The organism is Spiroplasma poulsonii (assembly GCF_009866525.1).
Taxonomy (GTDB): Bacteria; Bacillota_I; Bacilli_A; order Mycoplasmatales; family Mycoplasmataceae; genus Spiroplasma; species Spiroplasma poulsonii.
Genome location: NZ_CM020866.1, coordinates 320,361 through 340,045 on the forward strand (window position 1 = coordinate 320,361; position 19,685 = coordinate 340,045).

General features: G+C 26.9%; 23 protein-coding genes. 9 read left to right on the top strand and 14 right to left on the bottom strand.

From position 1 onward, the window contains the following. Positions 1-3 precede the first annotated feature (3 nt). The 6 genes from MSROBK_RS01725 to MSROBK_RS01750 form a co-directional block, all read right to left on the bottom strand. Positions 4-1,569, bottom strand: coding sequence for a hypothetical protein (locus MSROBK_RS01725; RefSeq protein WP_040092764.1), 1,566 nt, complete (start codon positions 1,567-1,569; stop codon positions 4-6). Between the two features lie 70 nt (positions 1,570-1,639). After that, entirely contained in the window at positions 1,640-2,866 is a 1,227-nt protein-coding gene (locus tag MSROBK_RS01730; protein ID WP_040092766.1) for a hypothetical protein, read from the bottom strand. A 17-nt stretch (positions 2,867-2,883) separates the two neighbouring features. After that, positions 2,884-3,342 carry a hypothetical protein gene (locus MSROBK_RS01735; protein WP_040092457.1) on the bottom strand — a complete coding sequence of 153 codons (459 nt, stop codon included), beginning with the start codon at positions 3,340-3,342 and terminating at the stop codon, positions 2,884-2,886. A gap of 12 nt (positions 3,343-3,354) precedes the next feature. Further along, entirely contained in the window at positions 3,355-3,753 is a 399-nt protein-coding gene (locus tag MSROBK_RS01740) for a hypothetical protein (RefSeq protein ID WP_040092456.1), read from the bottom strand. Then, complete coding sequence (locus tag MSROBK_RS01745) at positions 3,734-4,225, bottom strand: hypothetical protein (RefSeq protein WP_040092455.1); 492 nt, start codon at positions 4,223-4,225, stop codon at positions 3,734-3,736. Before MSROBK_RS01745 ends, MSROBK_RS01740 begins: the two co-directional genes overlap by 20 nt. After that, positions 4,180-4,464 (bottom strand): hypothetical protein, encoded by a 285-nt coding sequence (locus MSROBK_RS01750; RefSeq protein WP_040092769.1) that lies wholly within the window; start codon positions 4,462-4,464, stop codon positions 4,180-4,182. Before MSROBK_RS01750 ends, MSROBK_RS01745 begins: the two co-directional genes overlap by 46 nt. 812 nt (positions 4,465-5,276) lie before the next feature. On the opposite strand from MSROBK_RS01750, the gene MSROBK_RS01755 reads away from it, so the two are divergent. The 4 genes from MSROBK_RS01755 to MSROBK_RS01770 all read left to right on the top strand — a co-directional run bounded on the left by MSROBK_RS01755 (position 5,277) and on the right by MSROBK_RS01770 (position 10,618). Then, the gene (locus MSROBK_RS01755) at positions 5,277-5,639 is read left to right on the top strand and encodes a hypothetical protein (RefSeq protein WP_040092772.1); all 363 of its coding nucleotides are present in this window, start codon (positions 5,277-5,279) and stop codon (positions 5,637-5,639) included. A 91-nt stretch (positions 5,640-5,730) separates the two neighbouring features. Continuing rightward, a complete protein-coding gene (gene secA, locus MSROBK_RS01760) occupies positions 5,731-8,118 on the top strand; it encodes a preprotein translocase subunit SecA (RefSeq protein WP_040092774.1) in 2,388 nt (795 codons plus the stop codon). Between the two features lie 71 nt (positions 8,119-8,189). After that, a complete protein-coding gene (whiA, locus tag MSROBK_RS01765) occupies positions 8,190-9,125 on the top strand; it encodes a DNA-binding protein WhiA (protein ID WP_040092776.1) in 936 nt (311 codons plus the stop codon). An 80-nt stretch (positions 9,126-9,205) separates the two neighbouring features. After that, positions 9,206-10,618: an APC family permease gene (locus MSROBK_RS01770; protein ID WP_040092778.1), complete on the top strand. Its 1,413-nt coding sequence runs from the start codon at positions 9,206-9,208 to the stop codon at positions 10,616-10,618. Here MSROBK_RS01770 and MSROBK_RS01775 read toward each other — a convergent pair. Beyond that, on the bottom strand, positions 10,608-10,943 hold the full coding sequence (locus MSROBK_RS01775; RefSeq protein WP_227991357.1) for a rhodanese-like domain-containing protein: 336 nt from the start codon (positions 10,941-10,943) through the stop codon (positions 10,608-10,610). The genes MSROBK_RS01770 and MSROBK_RS01775 overlap by 11 nt on opposite strands. 138 nt (positions 10,944-11,081) lie before the next feature. Here MSROBK_RS01775 and tpiA point away from each other — a divergent pair, with 138 nt between their 5' ends. After that, complete coding sequence (gene tpiA / locus MSROBK_RS01780; RefSeq protein ID WP_040092783.1) at positions 11,082-11,819, top strand: triose-phosphate isomerase; 738 nt, start codon at positions 11,082-11,084, stop codon at positions 11,817-11,819. Between the two features lie 657 nt (positions 11,820-12,476). On the opposite strand, the gene MSROBK_RS01785 is transcribed toward tpiA, so the two are convergent. The 7 genes from MSROBK_RS01785 to MSROBK_RS12300 all read right to left on the bottom strand — a co-directional run bounded on the left by MSROBK_RS01785 (position 12,477) and on the right by MSROBK_RS12300 (position 16,678). Beyond that, positions 12,477-13,058: a putative mucin/carbohydrate-binding domain-containing protein gene (locus tag MSROBK_RS01785; RefSeq protein WP_040092786.1), complete on the bottom strand. Its 582-nt coding sequence runs from the start codon at positions 13,056-13,058 to the stop codon at positions 12,477-12,479. A 164-nt stretch (positions 13,059-13,222) separates the two neighbouring features. Then, complete coding sequence (locus tag MSROBK_RS01790; protein WP_040092789.1) at positions 13,223-14,059, bottom strand: IS5 family transposase; 837 nt, start codon at positions 14,057-14,059, stop codon at positions 13,223-13,225. Positions 14,060-14,191: 132 nt separating this feature from the next. Then, entirely contained in the window at positions 14,192-14,530 is a 339-nt protein-coding gene (locus MSROBK_RS01795; protein ID WP_040092790.1) for a M60 family metallopeptidase, read from the bottom strand. A 235-nt stretch (positions 14,531-14,765) separates the two neighbouring features. Next, a complete protein-coding gene (locus tag MSROBK_RS12830) occupies positions 14,766-15,239 on the bottom strand; it encodes a transposase family protein (protein WP_181382060.1) in 474 nt (157 codons plus the stop codon). Beyond that, positions 15,181-15,600, bottom strand: a complete 420-nt coding sequence (locus MSROBK_RS12835) for a transposase family protein (RefSeq protein WP_040092792.1) — start codon at positions 15,598-15,600, stop codon at positions 15,181-15,183. Before MSROBK_RS12835 ends, MSROBK_RS12830 begins: the two co-directional genes overlap by 59 nt. A gap of 173 nt (positions 15,601-15,773) precedes the next feature. Next, on the bottom strand, positions 15,774-16,565 hold the full coding sequence (locus tag MSROBK_RS01805) for a M60 family metallopeptidase (RefSeq protein ID WP_040092793.1): 792 nt from the start codon (positions 16,563-16,565) through the stop codon (positions 15,774-15,776). Beyond that, positions 16,559-16,678, bottom strand: a complete 120-nt coding sequence (locus MSROBK_RS12300) for a lipoprotein (RefSeq protein ID WP_157944219.1) — start codon at positions 16,676-16,678, stop codon at positions 16,559-16,561. Before MSROBK_RS12300 ends, MSROBK_RS01805 begins: the two co-directional genes overlap by 7 nt. A 459-nt stretch (positions 16,679-17,137) precedes the next feature. Here MSROBK_RS12300 and MSROBK_RS01815 point away from each other — a divergent pair, with 459 nt between their 5' ends. From MSROBK_RS01815 to MSROBK_RS11405, 4 genes are read left to right on the top strand one after another with little or no spacing between them, the layout of a single operon-like run. Beyond that, on the top strand, positions 17,138-18,670 hold the full coding sequence (locus MSROBK_RS01815) for an ABC-F family ATP-binding cassette domain-containing protein (protein WP_040092795.1): 1,533 nt from the start codon (positions 17,138-17,140) through the stop codon (positions 18,668-18,670). 9 nt (positions 18,671-18,679) lie between these two features. After that, complete coding sequence (locus MSROBK_RS01820) at positions 18,680-18,979, top strand: GIY-YIG nuclease family protein (RefSeq protein WP_040092796.1); 300 nt, start codon at positions 18,680-18,682, stop codon at positions 18,977-18,979. 24 nt (positions 18,980-19,003) lie between these two features. Continuing rightward, positions 19,004-19,471 (top strand): hypothetical protein, encoded by a 468-nt coding sequence (locus MSROBK_RS01825; RefSeq protein ID WP_227991359.1) that lies wholly within the window; start codon positions 19,004-19,006, stop codon positions 19,469-19,471. Beyond that, positions 19,464-19,652, top strand: a complete 189-nt coding sequence (locus MSROBK_RS11405) for a hypothetical protein (RefSeq protein ID WP_227991361.1) — start codon at positions 19,464-19,466, stop codon at positions 19,650-19,652. The genes MSROBK_RS01825 and MSROBK_RS11405 overlap by 8 nt, the downstream gene beginning before the upstream one ends. Positions 19,653-19,685 lie beyond the last annotated feature (33 nt).

Below are 19,685 nucleotides of genomic sequence, written 5' to 3' on the forward strand. Positions count from 1 at the left end.
TCCTTATCATTTACTTTTTTTAGAATATATTTTCTTTAATATAAATTTTTTACTATTTAGTAATGTTTTTGTTTTAATTGTTTTGTTTAAATCTTGGTTTGCTCTGAATTGTTTGTATGTTTGAAACGCTAAACCACCACCCAACAAACTAGTAACCGCACTGTTTTCTAGTGTTTTTAACATTTTATCTTTATTAGTAAGATTGTTTTTAAATTGTTCTTGCAATTTTAATACCTTAGCAATTGTTCGATATATTTTAAAACTATCTTTTACGATTTGTTGATAAGAAACTGGAGCAAAAGAAACTAAATTAAATAAACTTGCTTTTTTAAATCCTCAGCCAATAAACCATTCACTGTTCATATAGAATTTAAAAGGTTCAGAAGCCAAAACAAACTGTTCTGCTTTGATTAAAGTTGTCATAACGACAATAGGGGCATATTGCGTATTTTTATAATATATTGTTAAAGCAACTTCACCGGCAACTGATAAAGGAGCAATTTTAACTGCTAAAAAAACATCAGAACCATAGGCAAAAGGTAATAATTGGCCTTTTTTAATAGCCTTAGTTTCAAATTTAGATAATATTTTTTTAGTTTTATCAGTAATTTTATTAATTACTTTTTGTTTAATAGCAATTATTTGTTTTTCAATTGGGGCTAATAATTTTTTAGTTACTTTTTGAATATAAAAATTTGGGTTTAAATGATTTAAAATTTTATTTAATTTAATTGGTATTTGATGTAAAATATTTAATAATTTATTATTAAATATTTTACTGCCCCGCATTAAATTAGCATTTAATAGTAGGTTTTTACCAACACCTTTTTTATGAAGATTGGCCATAATTTTATATCATTCATCAGTATTTATTTTGCTTATTTTATTAATATTTAACCCATATTCAGACAATCATTTATTAGCATTTTTTTCATTTACGCTTGGTATTTTTTGAACTAATTTAGGACTTATTTTTTGAATATTTTTCTCAATTTTTAATAAATTATTAATTGTTTCTAAATTAGAAACTTTAAAACCTCTATAAAAATCATTTCGTGCTAATTTTCCAATTGTATATAATAAAGTTTCATTATTAGCCTGTTTTGTAAAATCAAATATTAATTTATCAGATAAAATCTTTTTACCCGTAACTTGGCTTACAATATCTTCTAAATTATTAGCAGTTATTAACCCTAATTTTTCAAGTAATTTATTTTCTTTGGCTAATTTTAAAATTCTAGTTGTGCGAGCAGCCCGTGTTAATTTACCAACACCACCAATTGCTGGTAACAAATTTAAGGCAGTACTTTTTACTGTCACTTCTGATGTTAATTTATCGTATATTTGATTTACAGCAAAATCGGTTGCTGTTTCTACTCCAAACGAGATAAATGCTGCGGCAAAATTAGATAATCCCGCACCAAGACCAATAGCAGATGCTACACCACCAGTTAAAACTGATAAACCAAGGGCTAAAACTTGAATTCCTAAAAATTCTAATAACTGTAAACCAAAACTTTTTTCTTGTTGTTGGATTGACAATCTAGTTGGATTTTTTTTTAACAGCATAAATAAGGGCTGTTTTAGATGTTCCAATTGGCATATCTATTAAACCAAAAAGTACTATTTTTTAGTACTATTAATAATTTTTAATTTTAACATCAATCGGATTTGTTTGACCAGTAGCATTGTTTTTACCTTCAATTTGAACTTCAACAGTTTTATCATTTGTAATATTAATTGGTCAATCTTCACCTTTACTTTCAATAAAGTAATTGAAATCACTTTCAGTTAAAGAACTATTTACTGCTTTTACCACTTTTAAAACAACATCTTTAAATTGTGGTTTTAATTGTTCTGCTGTTGTTTGTGTTGGGTCTGTAACATGAATAGTTGGTTTATCTAATTTATTAATTTTACTAATATTAATTTTTGCAACGATATGTTTAATAATTCCTTTGGATTCAACTACTGCTCCACCTAAATATAAAACTCTTTCCATAATCAAAATATTACCCATTCCAGTACCTAACGCAGCAGCACCAACTCTTAACGGAGTATGGTCTTTTTTGCGTAAAATAAGGGGGTCATATTTTTTGCTAAATTTAAAGGCAATTGCATTAACTCCATTTGATAATAATTCAATTGTTCCTTCTGAACCATCTTTATTAATAATTGGTAATTTTTTAGGAACCATATAGTATGTTGTTCCTTCAACAGTTTTCATTGCTCCACTCGTTTCAATTATGCTATTTATTTGGTCGTTTGCTCCAAGTTGTAACTGTAATTTATTACGAATTCCACGAATAAAATCAGCCGAACCTAATACAACTGTTTCTGATGGGGTAAAGCCGTTTTCATATATTTTATCCATAATTTCATCGTGGATTTGTAAAGCATTTGTATCATCTGCTTTTTGTCCTTGAATAGTTGTAACTGTTCCTTTATTAATAATTTCTAAAATTTTATTGCGTTTATAAGCAACCTCAGTATCCATTGCTTGCTCAATATCGGCAGCCCAAAGATTAGGATTAAAATCACTTTCTACGGGGTCTAATTTACGAGCAAAAGTTAAAATTGTATCTAATTCAACAATTCCATCTTCAAATTCCACTGTTGAATATTTTAGTAGGTTATCATCAGTATTAAATACTTGACCGTTTGCTCCTAGACCTTCATTGTATTTAATATTTTTCTTTCTTTTATATGTTAAACCAAACTTATTTGCTTCTTTTCATGCAAATAAAGCTTCTCAACTAAATTTTTGTTGATAAGTTTGTAAATATCATTGTTCAAATGTTTCTCGGTCTCTTTTTGTTGCTTGATTAGCAATATCTCCGAAAATTCTTTGTGGGTTTTGTGCCATAATTTACTTCCTTCTTTCTATTTATTAAATACATTGTCTGTATCTAAAATATTGTTTTCTTTGTTTTCTACTTTTGGTACGCCACCAGTATTAACTGTTTGTACCTTAATTAATTCATCATAAACACTTTGTAAGTGTGCTTTAATAACTTCAATATCATCATTAATATCATAAGATTTTAGTAAGACATTTTTAAATTCGTCATTATCAGTTAAAAAATTATTGAAGTTATTAATTTCAATTTGTTTTAATTGAAGTGTTTGTTGTTCTAATTGTGAAATTAATTCATTATTTTTTGTTTGTAGTTCGTTGATTTGTTGATTGCTATTCTCTAAATTACCTGTATTAAATTCATTAATTTCTTCAGAATTTTCTAAAATAACTTCTACCGTTTTAATATCAAAACTATCATCTTCATTTTTAATTGGTTTATCATGTTCATCAATAAGAACATATTTTACATTTTTTAATGCCATGTTTTTTCCTCCTTATTTTTTAATATTTTTGTTTGTTCTTTTTCTAATTGCTTTTTGTATAATTTCAAAACTATCTACTCTAAAAGATAAAAAATAGCGTTTAGTTTTTATATTTAACTGATTAAATACTGAGCCTTTAATTTTTATCTCATCATCTTTTTTTAATTTCAAAAACTCAGTTAAAATAGATGGGTTATATATTGATAATGTTGAGTAATTTAATCCGTCTCATTGACATTTAGCCGAACAAGCATCAACTTCAACACCACCAGCAACCAGTGCCTTAATTTTAGTTTTAATCGGATTTTCATGTAATCTAACAGTTAATTCTAATTTATTAACTTTTTTATTTTTTATTTTAGGTTTATTAGTTATTGATTTTTTAGGTAAATTACTTTTTGCTTGTGCCATTTTTATCAACTCCTTTTGTTATAAAATATTGTAAATGTTTCCAAGCATCGTGTTCGTGTTCTGTCATTTTAATATTTCCTTTATAAAAATAATTTTTCTTAATAACTGGTGATTGTAAAACATAATTTAAATTAAATAGATATTTGCATAAAACTTTTAAACCACCAATGAATTTAGGAGTAGATAATGGGTTTTTTATTTTTAAACCTTTATGAAGTTGATAATCTTCAATTATTACAATAACTTTATTTAAATAAGAACAAATTTTATTTTTAAACTCATTTAATATTAAATACATATTATTTATTGCTTCTTCTTCATTTTTGGAATTAAAAGTAATATTATTAATTATTTTCTTTTGCAAAACATTATAAATAATAATACCAGTTTGTCCAATTCCAGCAGGGTCAATTGCAATAATATATTTTAATTTATTTGTTTTATTTTTTTGTCAATTTGTAATATTTTTCATCCATCTGATGCTAAATCTAAAATATCGTTAATTTTATAATATTGCACATAAGAAGCAATAACATCTCACTTGTCTTTAAATAAATTTAAGTACATTTTGGCTCATTCTAAACATTGCAAATCATAATGATTTTTATGATGTGAAATACGACAATTAACAGGCTGACAATTAGCTCATTCAAAAGATGTTGTTATTTCATTTCAAGTTTTATTAATATACAAACTTTTATATTCTGTCATTTATCTATACTCCTTAATTCTTTTTATTTGTTGCTCAAATTTCATCATTAATATCATTTACCGTTACTGGATAAGCTCGTATCATTAATTCTTGTAATTTATTTTTAATTTTTTTATTTCATTTTTTCATAAAATATTTTCCTTTCTGTAAAAAAACATAATATTCCTTTATTGGTTAATATTTTGATATTTAGTAAATAATTTATTTTAGTATTTAATTACTTCGCCGCTCGCTTCACTTTGAAGGTGAGCGGGGGCGGTAGGATATTTTAATAGAGTTTTACCCCCACGGAAATAAACAAAAAAAACAGTTTACCCAGTTATTAATTACGCTTCATCCATCCCTAGACAACTTTATATAAAGAAAATAACCTTTTGGAGCTCCAACCCTCTTGTTTTTTTAATGTCCAATATTGTTTTTTTCAGTTTAACAACACTCTTTTTATGAAAACAAGCCAAAAAACACGCGCTCTGACATTTCGCAAGTGATTAATCTTGCCGAGAATTAAAGAAATAAATAGGAGAGTAAATCCAATCGCTTTCACACTTTCTTTAAGGCTTCGTGCCATAGATGAGTTATCCATCTTTAAGCATCAAAATATTAAGTTTTAGATTGCATTATTCATCAGATAGTACCTTTATTAAAAATGATATTATTAGTTGTTAAACCGAAAAAATATAATAAATCACAGAAAGGAAATTATAAAAATTAACTAGTTTGTAGGGCAAAATAGGTTAATTTTTAATTTTAAAGATACTATCTGATGAATAATGCAAATAAAAAAATCGCTCTAATAAGCGATTAATTTAATTTGTATTTAATTACTTTATTTATATTTTTTATAAAACCTCAACTTTTTTCTTACTACCTTGTTAACCCAAATGCTTTTGGTTATGTTAATTTTGTTGATATTTTTTTTAAAATTGAGCATGATGTTGATATTAAAGTTTTACAAGAATGATTACATAATAAAATTTATGTTTCATACTCATCACGTCATTGACACGACCAAGACTTTGCAATTCAATGTTGGTTTCAGTCAGGAAAAGAAATGATTAATTTTATTAGTGAATTAGAGAGTTATCCTGGTGTTTTAGATGTTAAGTATTATTTAATAAGTGAGATTTTATGAGATTCTTATTCATGAAAACCAGAGGATAAGAATTATCGCTAATTAACATTGTGCAATAATTATGCGAACATTATTTTTTATGATAGAATAAAAATGATTATTTATAATTGTGTAGAATAGAGGAGATAGTTGCATGGCAGTTAGCGACCGCAATATTGTAAAAAAACATGGAAAAATAGCAGATAAGATTATAGCCTTAGATGGAGCAATGCAAGCATTGTCTGATGAAGCATTAAAAGCAAAAACAGCTGAATTTAAAGAGAAATTAGCACAAGGTGCAACATTAGATGACATTTTAGTTGAGGCCTTTGCGGTGGCACGGGAAGCAGCGCGTCGTATTTTAGGTTTGCATGCTTATCGTGTTCAATTAATTGGGGGAATTGTTCTACATAAAGGTGATGTTGCGGAAATGAAAACCGGGGAAGGGAAAACCTTAACTGCCTTAATGCCAACATATTTAAATGGTTTAACTGGGAAAGGAGTCCATGTTGTTACTGTTAATGAATATTTATCAAAACGGGATTCCGATATTAATGGTCAAGTGTTTTCATTTTTAGGTTTAACAGTAGGGTTAAATACTCGTAGTGGAAATAAAGATGAAAAGAGAAAAGCCTATAGTTGTGATATTACTTATACAACTAACGCTGAATTGGGGTTTGATTATTTACGTGATAATATGGTTAAAAACTTTAGTGATAAAGTACAACACGGATTAAACTATGCTATTATTGATGAGGCTGATTCAATTTTAATTGACGAATCAAGAACACCATTAATTATTTCGGGAGGTCACCAAAATCGAATTCCACAATATCAAGCAACTGATCATTTTGCAAAATCATTGGCACGCAAAAATGATCTTGAAATTGATTTAGAAACAAAACAAGTGTATTTAACGCCAGAGGGAATTTCAAAAGCAGAAAAGATTTTTTCAATTAATTCATTATTTGATATTAAAAATACCGAATTATATCATTTAATTTTAAATGCTTTAAAAGCTAACTTTGTTTTTAAAAATGGAGTTGAGTATGTTGTTCAAAATAATGAAATTATTTTAATTGACCAGTTTACTGGACGGTTAATGCCTGGACGGGCATATAGTGATGGTTTACAACAATCATTACAAGCAAAAGAACATGTTGAAATTGAACAAGAAACAGTAACAATGGCAACAATCACTTATCAAAACTTTTTCCGTTTATATAATAAATTAAGTGGAATGACCGGAACGGCAAAAACAGAAGAAGAAGAGTTTGTTAAAATTTATAATATGCGAGTAATTCAGATTCCAACTAATCGCCCCTTAATTCGTCGTGATGAAGCAGACTATATGTTTGCAAATCGTGATGCAAAAATGCAAGCAATGATGAAAGAAATTCTGACTTTACATGAAAAAGGACAACCAATTCTAATTGGGACAACTTCGGTTGAATCATCAGAAATTGTTTCGCATTATTTACGAAATGCTAATTTAAAATTTGAAATGTTAAATGCCAAGAGCCATGAACGAGAAGCGGATATTATTGCGGAAGCTGGAGAAAAGGGGGTAATTACCTTAGCAACAAATATGGCTGGTCGGGGAACGGACATTAAATTAGGTGCAGGAGTAACAGAACTTGGTGGCTTGGCCGTGTTTGGTGTTGAACGAAATGAAGCTCGTCGGATTGATAATCAGTTACGAGGACGTTCAGGACGACAAGGTGATCCCGGATTTTCGCGTTTTTATGTTGCAATGGATGATGAGTTAATGATGCGTTTTGGTGGTGATTGCCTACGCCGCATTTTTGCAAGATTAGGATCAGACTTTATCCAATCACGAATGTTAACAAGAGCAATTTCAAATGCACAAAAAAAAGTTGAAGGAATGAATTTTGATCAACGAAAACACATTTTAGATTATGATAATGTTTTAGCACAACACCGTGAAGCAATGTATGCTCGTCGTGATCAAATCTTAACAGCTACTGATTTAAAACCAATTATTAAAAAGATGCAGTATTCAGCAGCATATGATTTAACAAAAATGTTTGGAAATCAATCACATGGTGAGTGATTTATTTATTATGATGAATTAATTAAAGGTGTTAATGATAAAGTTGTTGCAAATAATGTGTTAGATAAAACAGTAATGGAAAAAATGACGCGAGAGGAAGTTGCAAAATATCTTGCTGAAAAAATGAATGGCTTTTATCGGGCGCGAACAGAAGATGTTCCTGTTGATGTGATGAACCAAATTGAACGAAATGCGATTATTTCTTCGTTTGATGAATATTGAACAAAGCACATTGATCAAGCAAGTAAATTACGAAGTGGGATTTATTTACGTAGTTATGCCCAAACTAATCCGCTTCATGCTTATGTTGAAGAAGCGGCAAAATTATTTGAACATATGCAATTATCAATTGCCCATGAAGTTGTTATTAAATTAGCAAATGTTGTAATCCGAAAAGTTGAGGATGGGGGAATTGAACCAATACAAGATTCTGAACAAGAGGTTCGCGAATTTAAACAAAAAGGTTAATTGTCCAAACCACTATGCCAAGCTAGTGGTTTTTTCTGTACTATTAAACGAGAATTAAAAGAGGGATAAAAATGAGTTTTGCGTTAGAAGTTAAAGAGGAAATTGTTAAAAAAGAATTTGACCTAATTTGTCAAAAAGCTTTTCTATGTGGTTTTGTTAAATATAATATGACATTAAATATTAGTAACCATTATTTTAATTTTGAAGTTAGTTCAATTAGTAACGCAATTATTCGAACAATTTATATGTTTCTTAAAAACTTATACCACGTTGAAATTGACATTATTATTATGCAAACAACAAAATTAAAGAAACATAAAACGTTTATTCTGCGGATTAAAGAACGGGCAGCTGAAATTTTAAAAGACTTAAATATTTTTGACGCTGACACTAACGAAAAGATTATTACAATTCCAGTTGATTGAAGTGAACGTCAACAACGTGCTTATATTGCGGGGATTTTTGTTGCGTGTGGTAGTGTTAATTCCCCTGAAACAAGTAACTATCACTTAGAGGTACAGTTTATTGATGAAATTTCCGCACAAACTTTTCGTAAATTATTACATAAATTTCATTTTCCTTTTAAAATAATTATGCGACATGATAAATATGTTTGTTATCTTAAGAAATCAATTTTAGTTTCTGATTTTCTAAAATTAATTGATGCAATTAATAGTGTTTTAGTATTTGAAAATACCCGCATTTCGCGCGATATGGTAAACAGTATTAATCGGTTAAATAATGTTGAGATTTCAAATCAACAGAAGGCAATGAAAGCTGGAGAAGAACAGGCCATTATGATTAATTATTTGTTGGATCATAATTTATTTGATGAACTAAATGATAATACTCGAAAAATTGCATTATTACGGGTTGCTTATCCTGATGCATCATTACAAGACCTTTCACTATTATTAGAAAGTGAACATAATTTAGAAATTTCAAAGTCGGGAGTTAATCATTTGTTCCGTGAAATTAAGAAAAAATATTATGAAAACCAAAAATAAGATATGCTATAATTTACTTATCTTTTTTTATAAGATATGTTTATTGAAGGTTATGTATTTGAAAATGGAGGAAAAAAATTATGGGAAAAACGAAAAAATATGTTAAGTTCTTTGAATTTTTAACTGTTTTTTCAACGGCTGTTGGAATTACAATCGGAATTGGGATTTATTTAAAAAATGATACTTCTGAGGGCCATGTTTTATATTTTACTCAAAATCCATATTTAGCAATTGCCCTATGAATTTTAGTTGGAATTTTAGGAATTGCGATGATTATGGTTTTTATTGAAATTGCTTCCATTAACACAAAGAGTGGTAATGGAACATTAGCATCATGAGCCAATGTCTTAATTGGTCGTAAGGTTGGAAGTTTGTTTTCAATTTTTTATATATTTTTTTATTTTCCAATATTACTAGGAATTTTTCCAATTTTTAGTATTAATGCAATGTTTGATGCGTTAGAAGTAACGAGTATTACGAAGGGAACACAAAATGCAATTGCAATTAGTGTGGGTAGTATTCTTTTAATTTTGTTTTACTTATTAAATATTTTTTTACGAAATGTTGGAAAATGAGTACAAACAATCGGGACTTTTGTTAAATTTATTCCACTAGTGGTAAGTTTAATTCTTGGATTTATTATTCCAATGAGTGGTAACGTGTTTGATACTTTTAAAGAATTAAAATTTGGGAATTTCTTTATGGGTCTTTTGCCGGTGTTATTTTCTTTTGATGGCTTTATTTATGCCGCCGGATTACAAAAAGAAGTTTCTAACAAAAATGTTATCCCAAAAGCATTATTTGTGGCAATGGTTTTTATTACGGTTTTTTACTTGATTCAAGTTATTTCATTATTTTTAGGAACAAATGATGGAAGTGTTTTTAGTTTATTTAATAACATTATTAGTGGACCAATTGCTCGTATTTTAACTTGATTTATTGTTATTACCGCATTAATGAGTATTAACGGTTTAACATTTGTTTCACCAGCATTGGGACAAACTGTTCAAGATGAACGTCTTGTCTACATTGGTAAAAGAGAACTAAGTTATCAACAAATTGGTTTAATTCAAATGACAATTACAGTTAGTTTTAACTTAATTATTATGGAAACTAGTTTAGCAGTCAAAGATGATCCGCTTTATTTGTTAGATATCTCTTCAAATTCTGTTAGTTTTGTTGCTTTTATTTGTTATATTAGTTTAATTGTTGCAGTATGAGTAAATCGTTATACAAAGCGGGTTGAAGTAACAAAAGTAAAAGGAATGTATTACTATGCTGGTTTTGCGATCTTCTTGTTAGTAGTTTCAATTTGCTATATTATTTATAGTTTTGTTGCTTTTAAAAGTAATCACAATACCTTATATAGTTTAATAATTATTGTTGGAGGAAGTTTAATTTTGTGAGGAATTAATGAATTATTATTAAGCAAAACAGCGCCTCCAGTTCCATACCAAATAAAAACTCCAATGATTAATAAAATTAATCAATAGGGTTATAAGTTAAGATTTTATCAAGTTCATCAGTGTGGTGAACTTTTTTTCAGCCGCCCATCAAAATATAAACTTTAAAATTATGTTTTTTTAGCAAACGATATAAGTCAAGATGTGAATGACCTGCACTTGAAATAAAAAGGATTTTTTTATCTTTAATAACTTTTTTTGAATAAATTAAACGGAACAAATGATGAGGAATATTAATACTATTAGTAATATGACTTTCAAGTCATTCTTCTTTTGGGCGAACATCTATAATTAATCATTTTTCAGAATTATTAATTTTTGGTAATTTTTTAATTGATTTTGTATTGTATTTCATTTGAAATGCTGAAAAAAACATCTTTTCACCTCTTTGTAATATATTATAACATTAAGAAAGTTATTATTTTACTAGGAAATCTATAAAATTTAAGTATATAATTAAAATGTTATTATAGAAAAGAAACGAGGGAAAAAAATGCGAAAACCAATTATTATTGGAAACTGAAAAATGCATAAGACAACGAGTGAAACAATTGAATTTTTAAAACAAGTTGATGCTGTTTGTGCTAATCTGACATTAGAAGCAGGAGTAGCAGTACCATATGTTAATTTAGCTGTTGCAAAACAACATGCCAAAAATTTAATTATTGCGGCGCAAAACTGTCATTATGAAGATTTTGGGGCCTTTACTGGTGAAATTTCAGTTGATATGTTAGAAGATTTAAAAATAACACATATTATTATTGGGCATTCTGAGCGTCGTCAAATGTTTAATGAAACCGATGAAACTGTTAATTTAAAAGCAAAAAAATTATTAGCAAAGGGAATGATTCCAATTATTTGTTGTGGTGAAACATTACAACAATATGAAAATAATGAAACTCAACAAATTGTTGAAAATCAAATTGCAAAAGCTTTTCAGGGAATTGATTTGGAAGATGCAAAAACAGTTGTTATTGCTTATGAACCAATTTGAGCAATTGGAACTGGAAAAACAGCAACTGCTGAAATTGCTCAAAAAGTTTGTGCGATAATTCGTACTAAAATTGCTGCGCTTTATGATGAGGTAGTAGCAAGTGTAATTCGAATTCAATATGGTGGTAGTGTTAAACCAGATAATATTAAGGAATTATTAGCACAACCTGATATTGATGGTGCTTTAGTTGGGGGAGCTAGTTTAGAACCACAAACTTTCTTAGGATTAGTAAAATAAGGAGGAATAAAAAGGGACTGAATAATTTTTGCCAGTTCTTGTTTTTGAATCCGATGCGTTAAAATAAAAAAAGTTATATTTTAAAAATATAACTTTTATTTTGAAAAATGATTAATTAGATTCTAACTATTTTTAGCTATAATTAAATTTATTAAAATTATAAGCTTTTAAAAATAGGAATAAGTTTGAGAAATTAAATAATTTCTCAAACTTATTCTATTGTTTTTTTGTATAATAGTAAAAATCTTGTTTTTTAGGAAGGCAATTTGGTAAAAGATGGTAAATTATGTTAAAAAACTATTAATTTGTTAAATGGAACTGTTCTTACTCTTAATGATGTTAATGTTTCAGTAAAACCAGATGAACATTCTGCTAATTATAGTAAAAGGTTTATAACTCTAGCTCTTAAGGCTGGATCACGCTTATTTGAAATTAGTGATGGTAAAGCAAAAAAAATAACAAAGAAAGTAAATTATCTAGTATCAACTCAATTTGATATTTATTCTAATAATCACAATGCGTTGGAATAATAATAAGGTTAATACTATTTTATAAAAGATAATTTTATATTATAAAAACTCTGGTATGATTAATATTTGTTTTAATTAAAAAATAGGAAAGATTATTATTAATCTTTCCTATTTTAAATTAATTTTTTTATTTTATTTCAACTAAATTATTATTTTTAATGATATATGTTTTGGGGCCATTTAATGGCTGATATTTATCATTGTTAAAAATTTGAACACGATTTCCTTCGGCAGGAATAATTTCAATTTGATAATTTTCATCATATTTAATGCCATTAGTTAAATCATGTTTTTTAATAATTTCAGCGAAATTTTGATCACCAGTAATAACAATATCTTTTATTAACTCACCAAGATTATTTTTAATTTTAATAGTATAGTACATTTCGTGTTTAAAATAATAATGAATTTCTTCAGAATTACCATCAAATTTAATTACTTTATCTTGTGAATGTAAACCAATTATTCCCTTATATCCATCACTGATTCCTTGGAATACTATTGTATTATTTAATTTGTTTAACTTAAACAAATATCTTTGAATATTTGGAATTTTATTTTTTTGAGCAATTTTCAATTCAACAGGAACTAGCAAAGTATTTTTGTCTTTTAAAAATGTGTTTACTGCTGAATTATAATCAGCAACTACTGTTATTTTTTCATCGTCACTTAAATTAGGCACTGTAAAAATTTTTTTAATTGCACTCATTAGACTTCTTGCATTACTTGTTAAAAAATTGCAAATATTTGTAAAAAAGATACTAATAGAAAAATATAATTTTAATTAATTATGTTTTTTATTTAAAAATTTAATATTTTTCCACAACGAAAAATTAATTTATTATTTAAATTATTTAATTTTAAATAAATATTTTATGTTAAATATAATAATTGTAAATTATAAATTGAGGCAATTAAATTAAATCTTAAACCAAATCTTTTTCTTCGATTACGATATTTTTCTGTAATAATTTTAAATTTTTTAAGAATAGCAAAAATATTTTCAATAATAATTCTCATTTTTGAAACTAGTCTATTATATTGCTTTTGTTCTTTGTTTAAAGGGTTTTTCTTTGTTTTCTTTGTAGGTATTAGAACATTATTGTGATTTTTTTGTATTCCTTGATAACCACTATCAACTATTAATTTGGTATTTTTTAAAATTGGGATTTTTGATTCTTTAAATAAAGCATAATCATGTTTTTTTCCGAGCGAAAAACTTGTTGCAATAATTTTTTTGGTTTCTTGTTCGATAATTACTTGTGTTTTTGATCGTGTGTTTTTTCTTTTTACCAGAATAAGATTGTTTTTGTCTTTTTTTGGGCGTTGGATTGGAGTTTGGGTAGCATCAATAATAATAGTTTTATCATTAAAATAATCATTTATTAGTGCTTTTTTACCAGCAAGTTGTTGAAAATCAGAGTTTTTAATTAAAATATCTTCAATTCACTTAATATTACGATAACAATTAGCCTCACTAATATCAAAACTTTTACCAAGATGAAAATAAGTCTGATATTCTCGTCAATATAATAAAGTCATCAATAATCTATTTTCTAATGATAATTTATTAGTTTTACCACCTTTTTTAAATTTTTCTATTTCAGCAACTTTTAAAATATCTAACATTTTATTAAAAGTGAATTTTTTTATTCCTGTTAATCTTAACCATTCTCTATCATTAAGAGTATTAAATTTATTATTGTTCATATTTTTATGTCCTCATAAATTATATTTTATAATAATATTTTAATAAAAAAGGGTATCGCAAGAAGTCTATTGTTTTAAATTCATCACCAAAATTTATTGTTACATTTTTTGCAGCAATTTCTTTGGTTGATGCTATTTTTTTATTGGCACAATTTTTTGAACAATTGGGTGCTCTTTTGTTGATTCTTCGATGATGTTATTTCAAATTGGTTTTGTTAAACGTTGATATTTACTAATAATATTTTTAGTTTCTTTAGCTGGTTGTAAACCTCATTCTTGAAAGAATGGTGCTAAATTATAACCTGATATTTTTGATGCATGAATAATAAAATTTTGAATTTTAACTTGATCACTATTAAGTTCGTTTTTTTCTGTATTAAGCATTGCGCGATAAGTTTGATTTAATTGTGGATAAAAGTTTTTGCCAAATGCCATTTGTAATTGTCAAAACATTGCTAGTTTAACTAACAAAGGTTCTTGTTTTATTTTATTAAAATCTCGTTTTTCAATTGGAGTTTGGAAAAATAATTTAATTTCTTTAATAGACTTCTTGCATTACTTGTTAAAAAATTGCAAATATTTGTAAAAAAGATACTAATAGAAAAATATAATTTTAATTAATTATGTTTTTTATTTAAAAATTTAATATTTTTCCACAACGAAAAATTAATTTATTATTTAAATTATTTAATTTTAAATAAATATTTTATGTTAAATATAATAATTGTAAATTATAAATTGAGGCAATTAAATTAAATCTTAAACCAAATCTTTTTCTTCGATTACGATATTTTTCTGTAATAATTTTAAATTTTTTAAGAATAGCAAAAATATTTTCAATAATAATTCTCATTTTTGAAACTAGTCTATTATATTGCTTTTGTTCTTTGTTTAAAGGGTTTTTCTTTGTTTTCTTTGTAGGTATTAGAACATTATTGTGATTTTTTTGTATTCCTTGATAACCACTATCAACTATTAATTTGGTATTTTTTAAAATTGGGATTTTTGATTCTTTAAATAAAGCATAATCATGTTTTTTTCCGAGCGAAAAACTTGTTGCAATAATTTTTTTGGTTTCTTGTTCGATAATTACTTGTGTTTTGATCGTGTGTTTTTTCTTTTTACCAGAATAAGATTGTTTTTGTCTTTTTTGGGCGTTGGATTGGAGTTTGGGTAGCATCAATAATAATAGTTTTATCATTAAAATAATCATTTATTAGTGCTTTTTTACCAGCAAGTTGTTGAAAATCAGAGTTTTTAATTAAAATATCTTCAATTCACTTAATATTACGATAACAATTAGCCTCACTAATATCAAAACTTTTACCAAGATGAAAATAAGTCTGATATTCTCGTCAATATAATAAAGTCATCAATAATCTATTTTCTAATGATAATTTATTAGTTTTACCACCTTTTTTAAATTTTTCTATTTCAGCAACTTTTAAAATATCTAACATTTTATTAAAAGTGGATTTTTTTATTCCTGTTAATCTTAACCATTCTCTATCATTAAGAGTATTAAATTTATTATTGTTCATATTTTTATGTCCTCATAAATTATATTTTATAATAATATTTTAATAAAAAAGGGTATCGCAAGAAGTCTAATGTAATTGAAAATTCGCAATGGAACATTAAAATGTTCTTGGACATATAGGGCACTAATATTATTAATAACTTCTCCTAAATCGTTTCTTTTATATTGGGAATTTTAATAAGTATGACCAGTTTCATGTCATAGTGCTCATTGACCAGAAATTTGATCTAAAAATAAATCTTGTCCAGCTGAAGTACTATTTTGAAACATTATTCGATTATCACTAGCATTAGCATAACCACTACTATCATCTTCGTTGGCAATATGAACATATTGTGGATATTTTTTATTGATTCCCTCATTTGCTTCATTTAAACCAAGAATTTCATTAGTATATTTTCACGTTTTATCTCACCCCGCTAAAATAGCATTAAAATGTTGTTCTAGGCGGGGAAAAACTTTCTTAATAATCATTTCTGTTTGCATTGTAGCAATAAAATGATTAGAAACAAATTCAACAAAAGGAGAATTTGTGTTTAAAACATCATTAATAAAATCATATTGATTAGATTTATTTATTTTAAAAGTTGGCATTTTAATAACATCATTAGAATTTTCTAATGTCACGCTAGTTACTTGTAAATCCGTTAGATTATTATCGGCAAGATAAAGAACGCCATCAGTTTCTAAATAAAAAGTAATAAAATTAGCTTTTGTTGGAATTACAAAATGACTAAAAACACTATTTTTGTTTTCATTTATTTTTTTGTATTGTCCTCACTGCCCAATTGATAATTTAATCTGTCCTAATTCATTGTCTGTTAAATCACGGTTTAATGTTACTGTATAAGTATTGTTTGCTTGTAAATAATATCCTGTTGGTTTAAATTCTGAGTGTGTAAGAACACGATTTTCTCGATCAGCAATTTCTCTACTATTTAAAAATTGATAGTTCTCTTTTAACAATTGGTTTGTATTGATACTATACTAGTGTCTGAATAAATCTTGCATGCAAGAATTGTGTTTGTGCTAGTAATTGTTAATCCGGCGGCCCCCAAAATACTCAATAACCTTTTCATGTTATTTTCCTCCTTAGTATTTTAAGTTCTCTAATTTTTATAATTATTTTAAAGTTTAGACTGCTGGCGGTTTATACTCCTTTTTAAGTAAAGACAAGCATTTTGTATGTAAGGCATTAATTAATAATGCTTTCATTAGACAAGCATTATTAAGATTATGAACAAGAGGTTGCATTATTAATTTCACTTTTTTACATATTATTATGTTTTCATTTTATAATCTTTTAAAAAAAATGTAAAGGGATGATGAACTTAACACCTTGATAAAACTAATTATTAAATAAGACCGAATATATTTTTAAAAACTAATTCTAAATTTTATTAGTTAAAATTAAGTTTTTTAATAAATGTAAAAATTTCGATAGTAATGTTAAGAAGTTATTTTATATAAAACTTTTATTTTATTTCTATTTTAAAATAAGGTATAATTATATATTGTAATAAGGAATTGAGGTTAAAATGAGTTTAATTAATATTGAAAATTTAAGTCATGCTAACGGTGGAAAGATTTTATATAAAAACGCAACAGTTCGAATTAATAAGGGTGAACATCTAGCATTAATTGGAACTAATGGAACGGGGAAGACTACTTTATTAAGTATTATTTATGGAAAAATTACACCTGATGAAGGAATGATTGACTTACAACCAAAAGTTAAAATTGCTTATTTAGATCAGCACCAAGAGTTAGATGGTAGTTTGACCGTTGATCAGTTTTTAAAATTAACATATCAACATTTATTTGATATTGAACAAAGAATTTATGATATTTATGAAAAAATGAGTGCTAATTATGATGAAGATAAATTAGTAAAAGCTTTAAAATTACAAGAACATTTAGACCAAAATGGGTTTGAAACAATTGATAAAGAAATTCGTAGTTTAGTTGATGGATTAGGAATTGACCCCACAAGGTTAGATGCAAAGTTATCAGAATTATCGGGGGGACAACGGGGGAAAGTTATCTTAGCAAAATTATTATTATCAGAAAATGATTTTTTATTGTTAGATGAACCAACTAACTTTTTAGACTTAGAACAAGTTGAATGATTGGCAAAGTTTTTGCAAAGTTATGACAAAGCTTTTTTAGTGGTTTCGCATGATATTGATTTTATTAATAAAGTCGGAAAGGTTATTTATGCAATTGAAAATTTAACAGTTAATCGTTATGTTGGAAATTATCAACAGTATTTAGCATTAAGTGAATTAAAAAACGAACAATATGATAAAGCCCAAAAAGGACAAGAACGGTTAATTAAAAAATTAGAAACTTATGTTGCAAAAAATAAGGCTCGTGCTTCAACAGCAAAAAGTGCCCAATCACGACAAAAACAAATTGATAAAATGGAAATTATTGAAAAGCGTTATGAGTTGACTAAACCAAAGTTTAGTTTTAAATATAAACGCCCAGCAAGCACAATCATTGTTAGTGCTGAAAAATTAGAAATTGGTTATCAGTTTCCGTTAATTCAACCACTAACATTTGATATTCGTGATGGTGAAAAGTGTATTGTTCGTGGATATAATGGAATTGGAAAAACAACTTTTTTGAATACGCTAGCTGGAAATATTCCGAGTTTAGGGGGAACTTTGAAACTTGGGAATGGCGTTGTTATTGCTTATTTTCATCAAATTGAAGCAATTATGGATATGACGCCAATTGAATATTTAAAAAATTTATACCCTGAGCTTGAAGATGGGCGCATTCGTAGTATTTTAGCAAACTTTGGAGTTAAAAGTACGTTAATGCAAAATCAAATGATAAAGTTATCGGGGGGAGAACAAACAAAAGTTCGTTTATCAGCGTTATCATTAGAACCATGTAGTTTATTAATTTTAGATGAACCGACAAATCATATTGATGTTTTGGCAAAAGAAGCATTATTAGAAGCGATTCAAGCATTTGAAGGAACTGTTTTAATTACAACCCATGATATTAATTTTAATGTTAATTGAGCAGATAAAGTGCTTGATTTTGAGAAAATGATATAGGAACTAATTATGAAAAAACATTATTTTTATGTGTTAGTTTGTGCTGATAAAACATTGTATGCTGGATATACTGTTGATTTAGTTCGCCGTGAGCAAGAACATAATTTTGGAACGGGGGCTAAATATACGGCGCAATCAAAACGAAGACCAGTTAAAATAATTTATAGTGAAGAATATCAAACTCGTTCTGCCGCAATGCAAAGCGAAGCTGCTTTTAAGCAGTTGTCACGGGTTGATAGAATTAGTTTTTTACAAAAGCAAAATGTTGATTTATCATTTGTAATAAAAACAGATGTGGTAAAATCATAATAGTAATATTAAAACGGGGGTAGGATGGATAACAACATTCAAGTTTTAGTTGATGAGTTAACACAACTATATCAACGATATCAAGTACAATCATTACAAAATGACATTATGATTTGCTTAGATATTTTAAAATACTATGATTTTAGTGATCAAAATAATCAGGTTTTTATTGGCTATGTGTTACGAGTGTTTTATATTTTAAAAGCAAAACTTGAACAAAATATTGATTTAACAACTGATTTATCAAATTTAATGGCAAAAGTATATACAACAGGTAATAACCGGAATATTTTTCGCCGTAAAATTGGAAAGAATCGGCAAGAATTTGAAAATGAGGTTGAATTTTATGTTAACCGAAATTATTTTGATGATGAATATAACCGGTTGCAACGAATGCTTTTGAAAAATGGGGCAAAATTAGTCGGGTCCGCAAGTGCTTCTTTAGCTTGTTTTAACTACGAAAAGATTCTAACAAATTCAATTATTGGATAGTCAAGAGTTAGCATTACGATTACAAAAAATTGTGATGCGAGTATTAAAACCATTTGAAAATGAAAAAAGTCAATTTTTAGCAAAGCAGACAATGGTTAATGAAGATTTGGATGAAACGATAACTAAACGAGAAAATTATTTGCAACAATATAACAAATTATTTAAACAAGAAAATAATTAATTTATATAGTACAATATAAGTAGTTAAAATAAG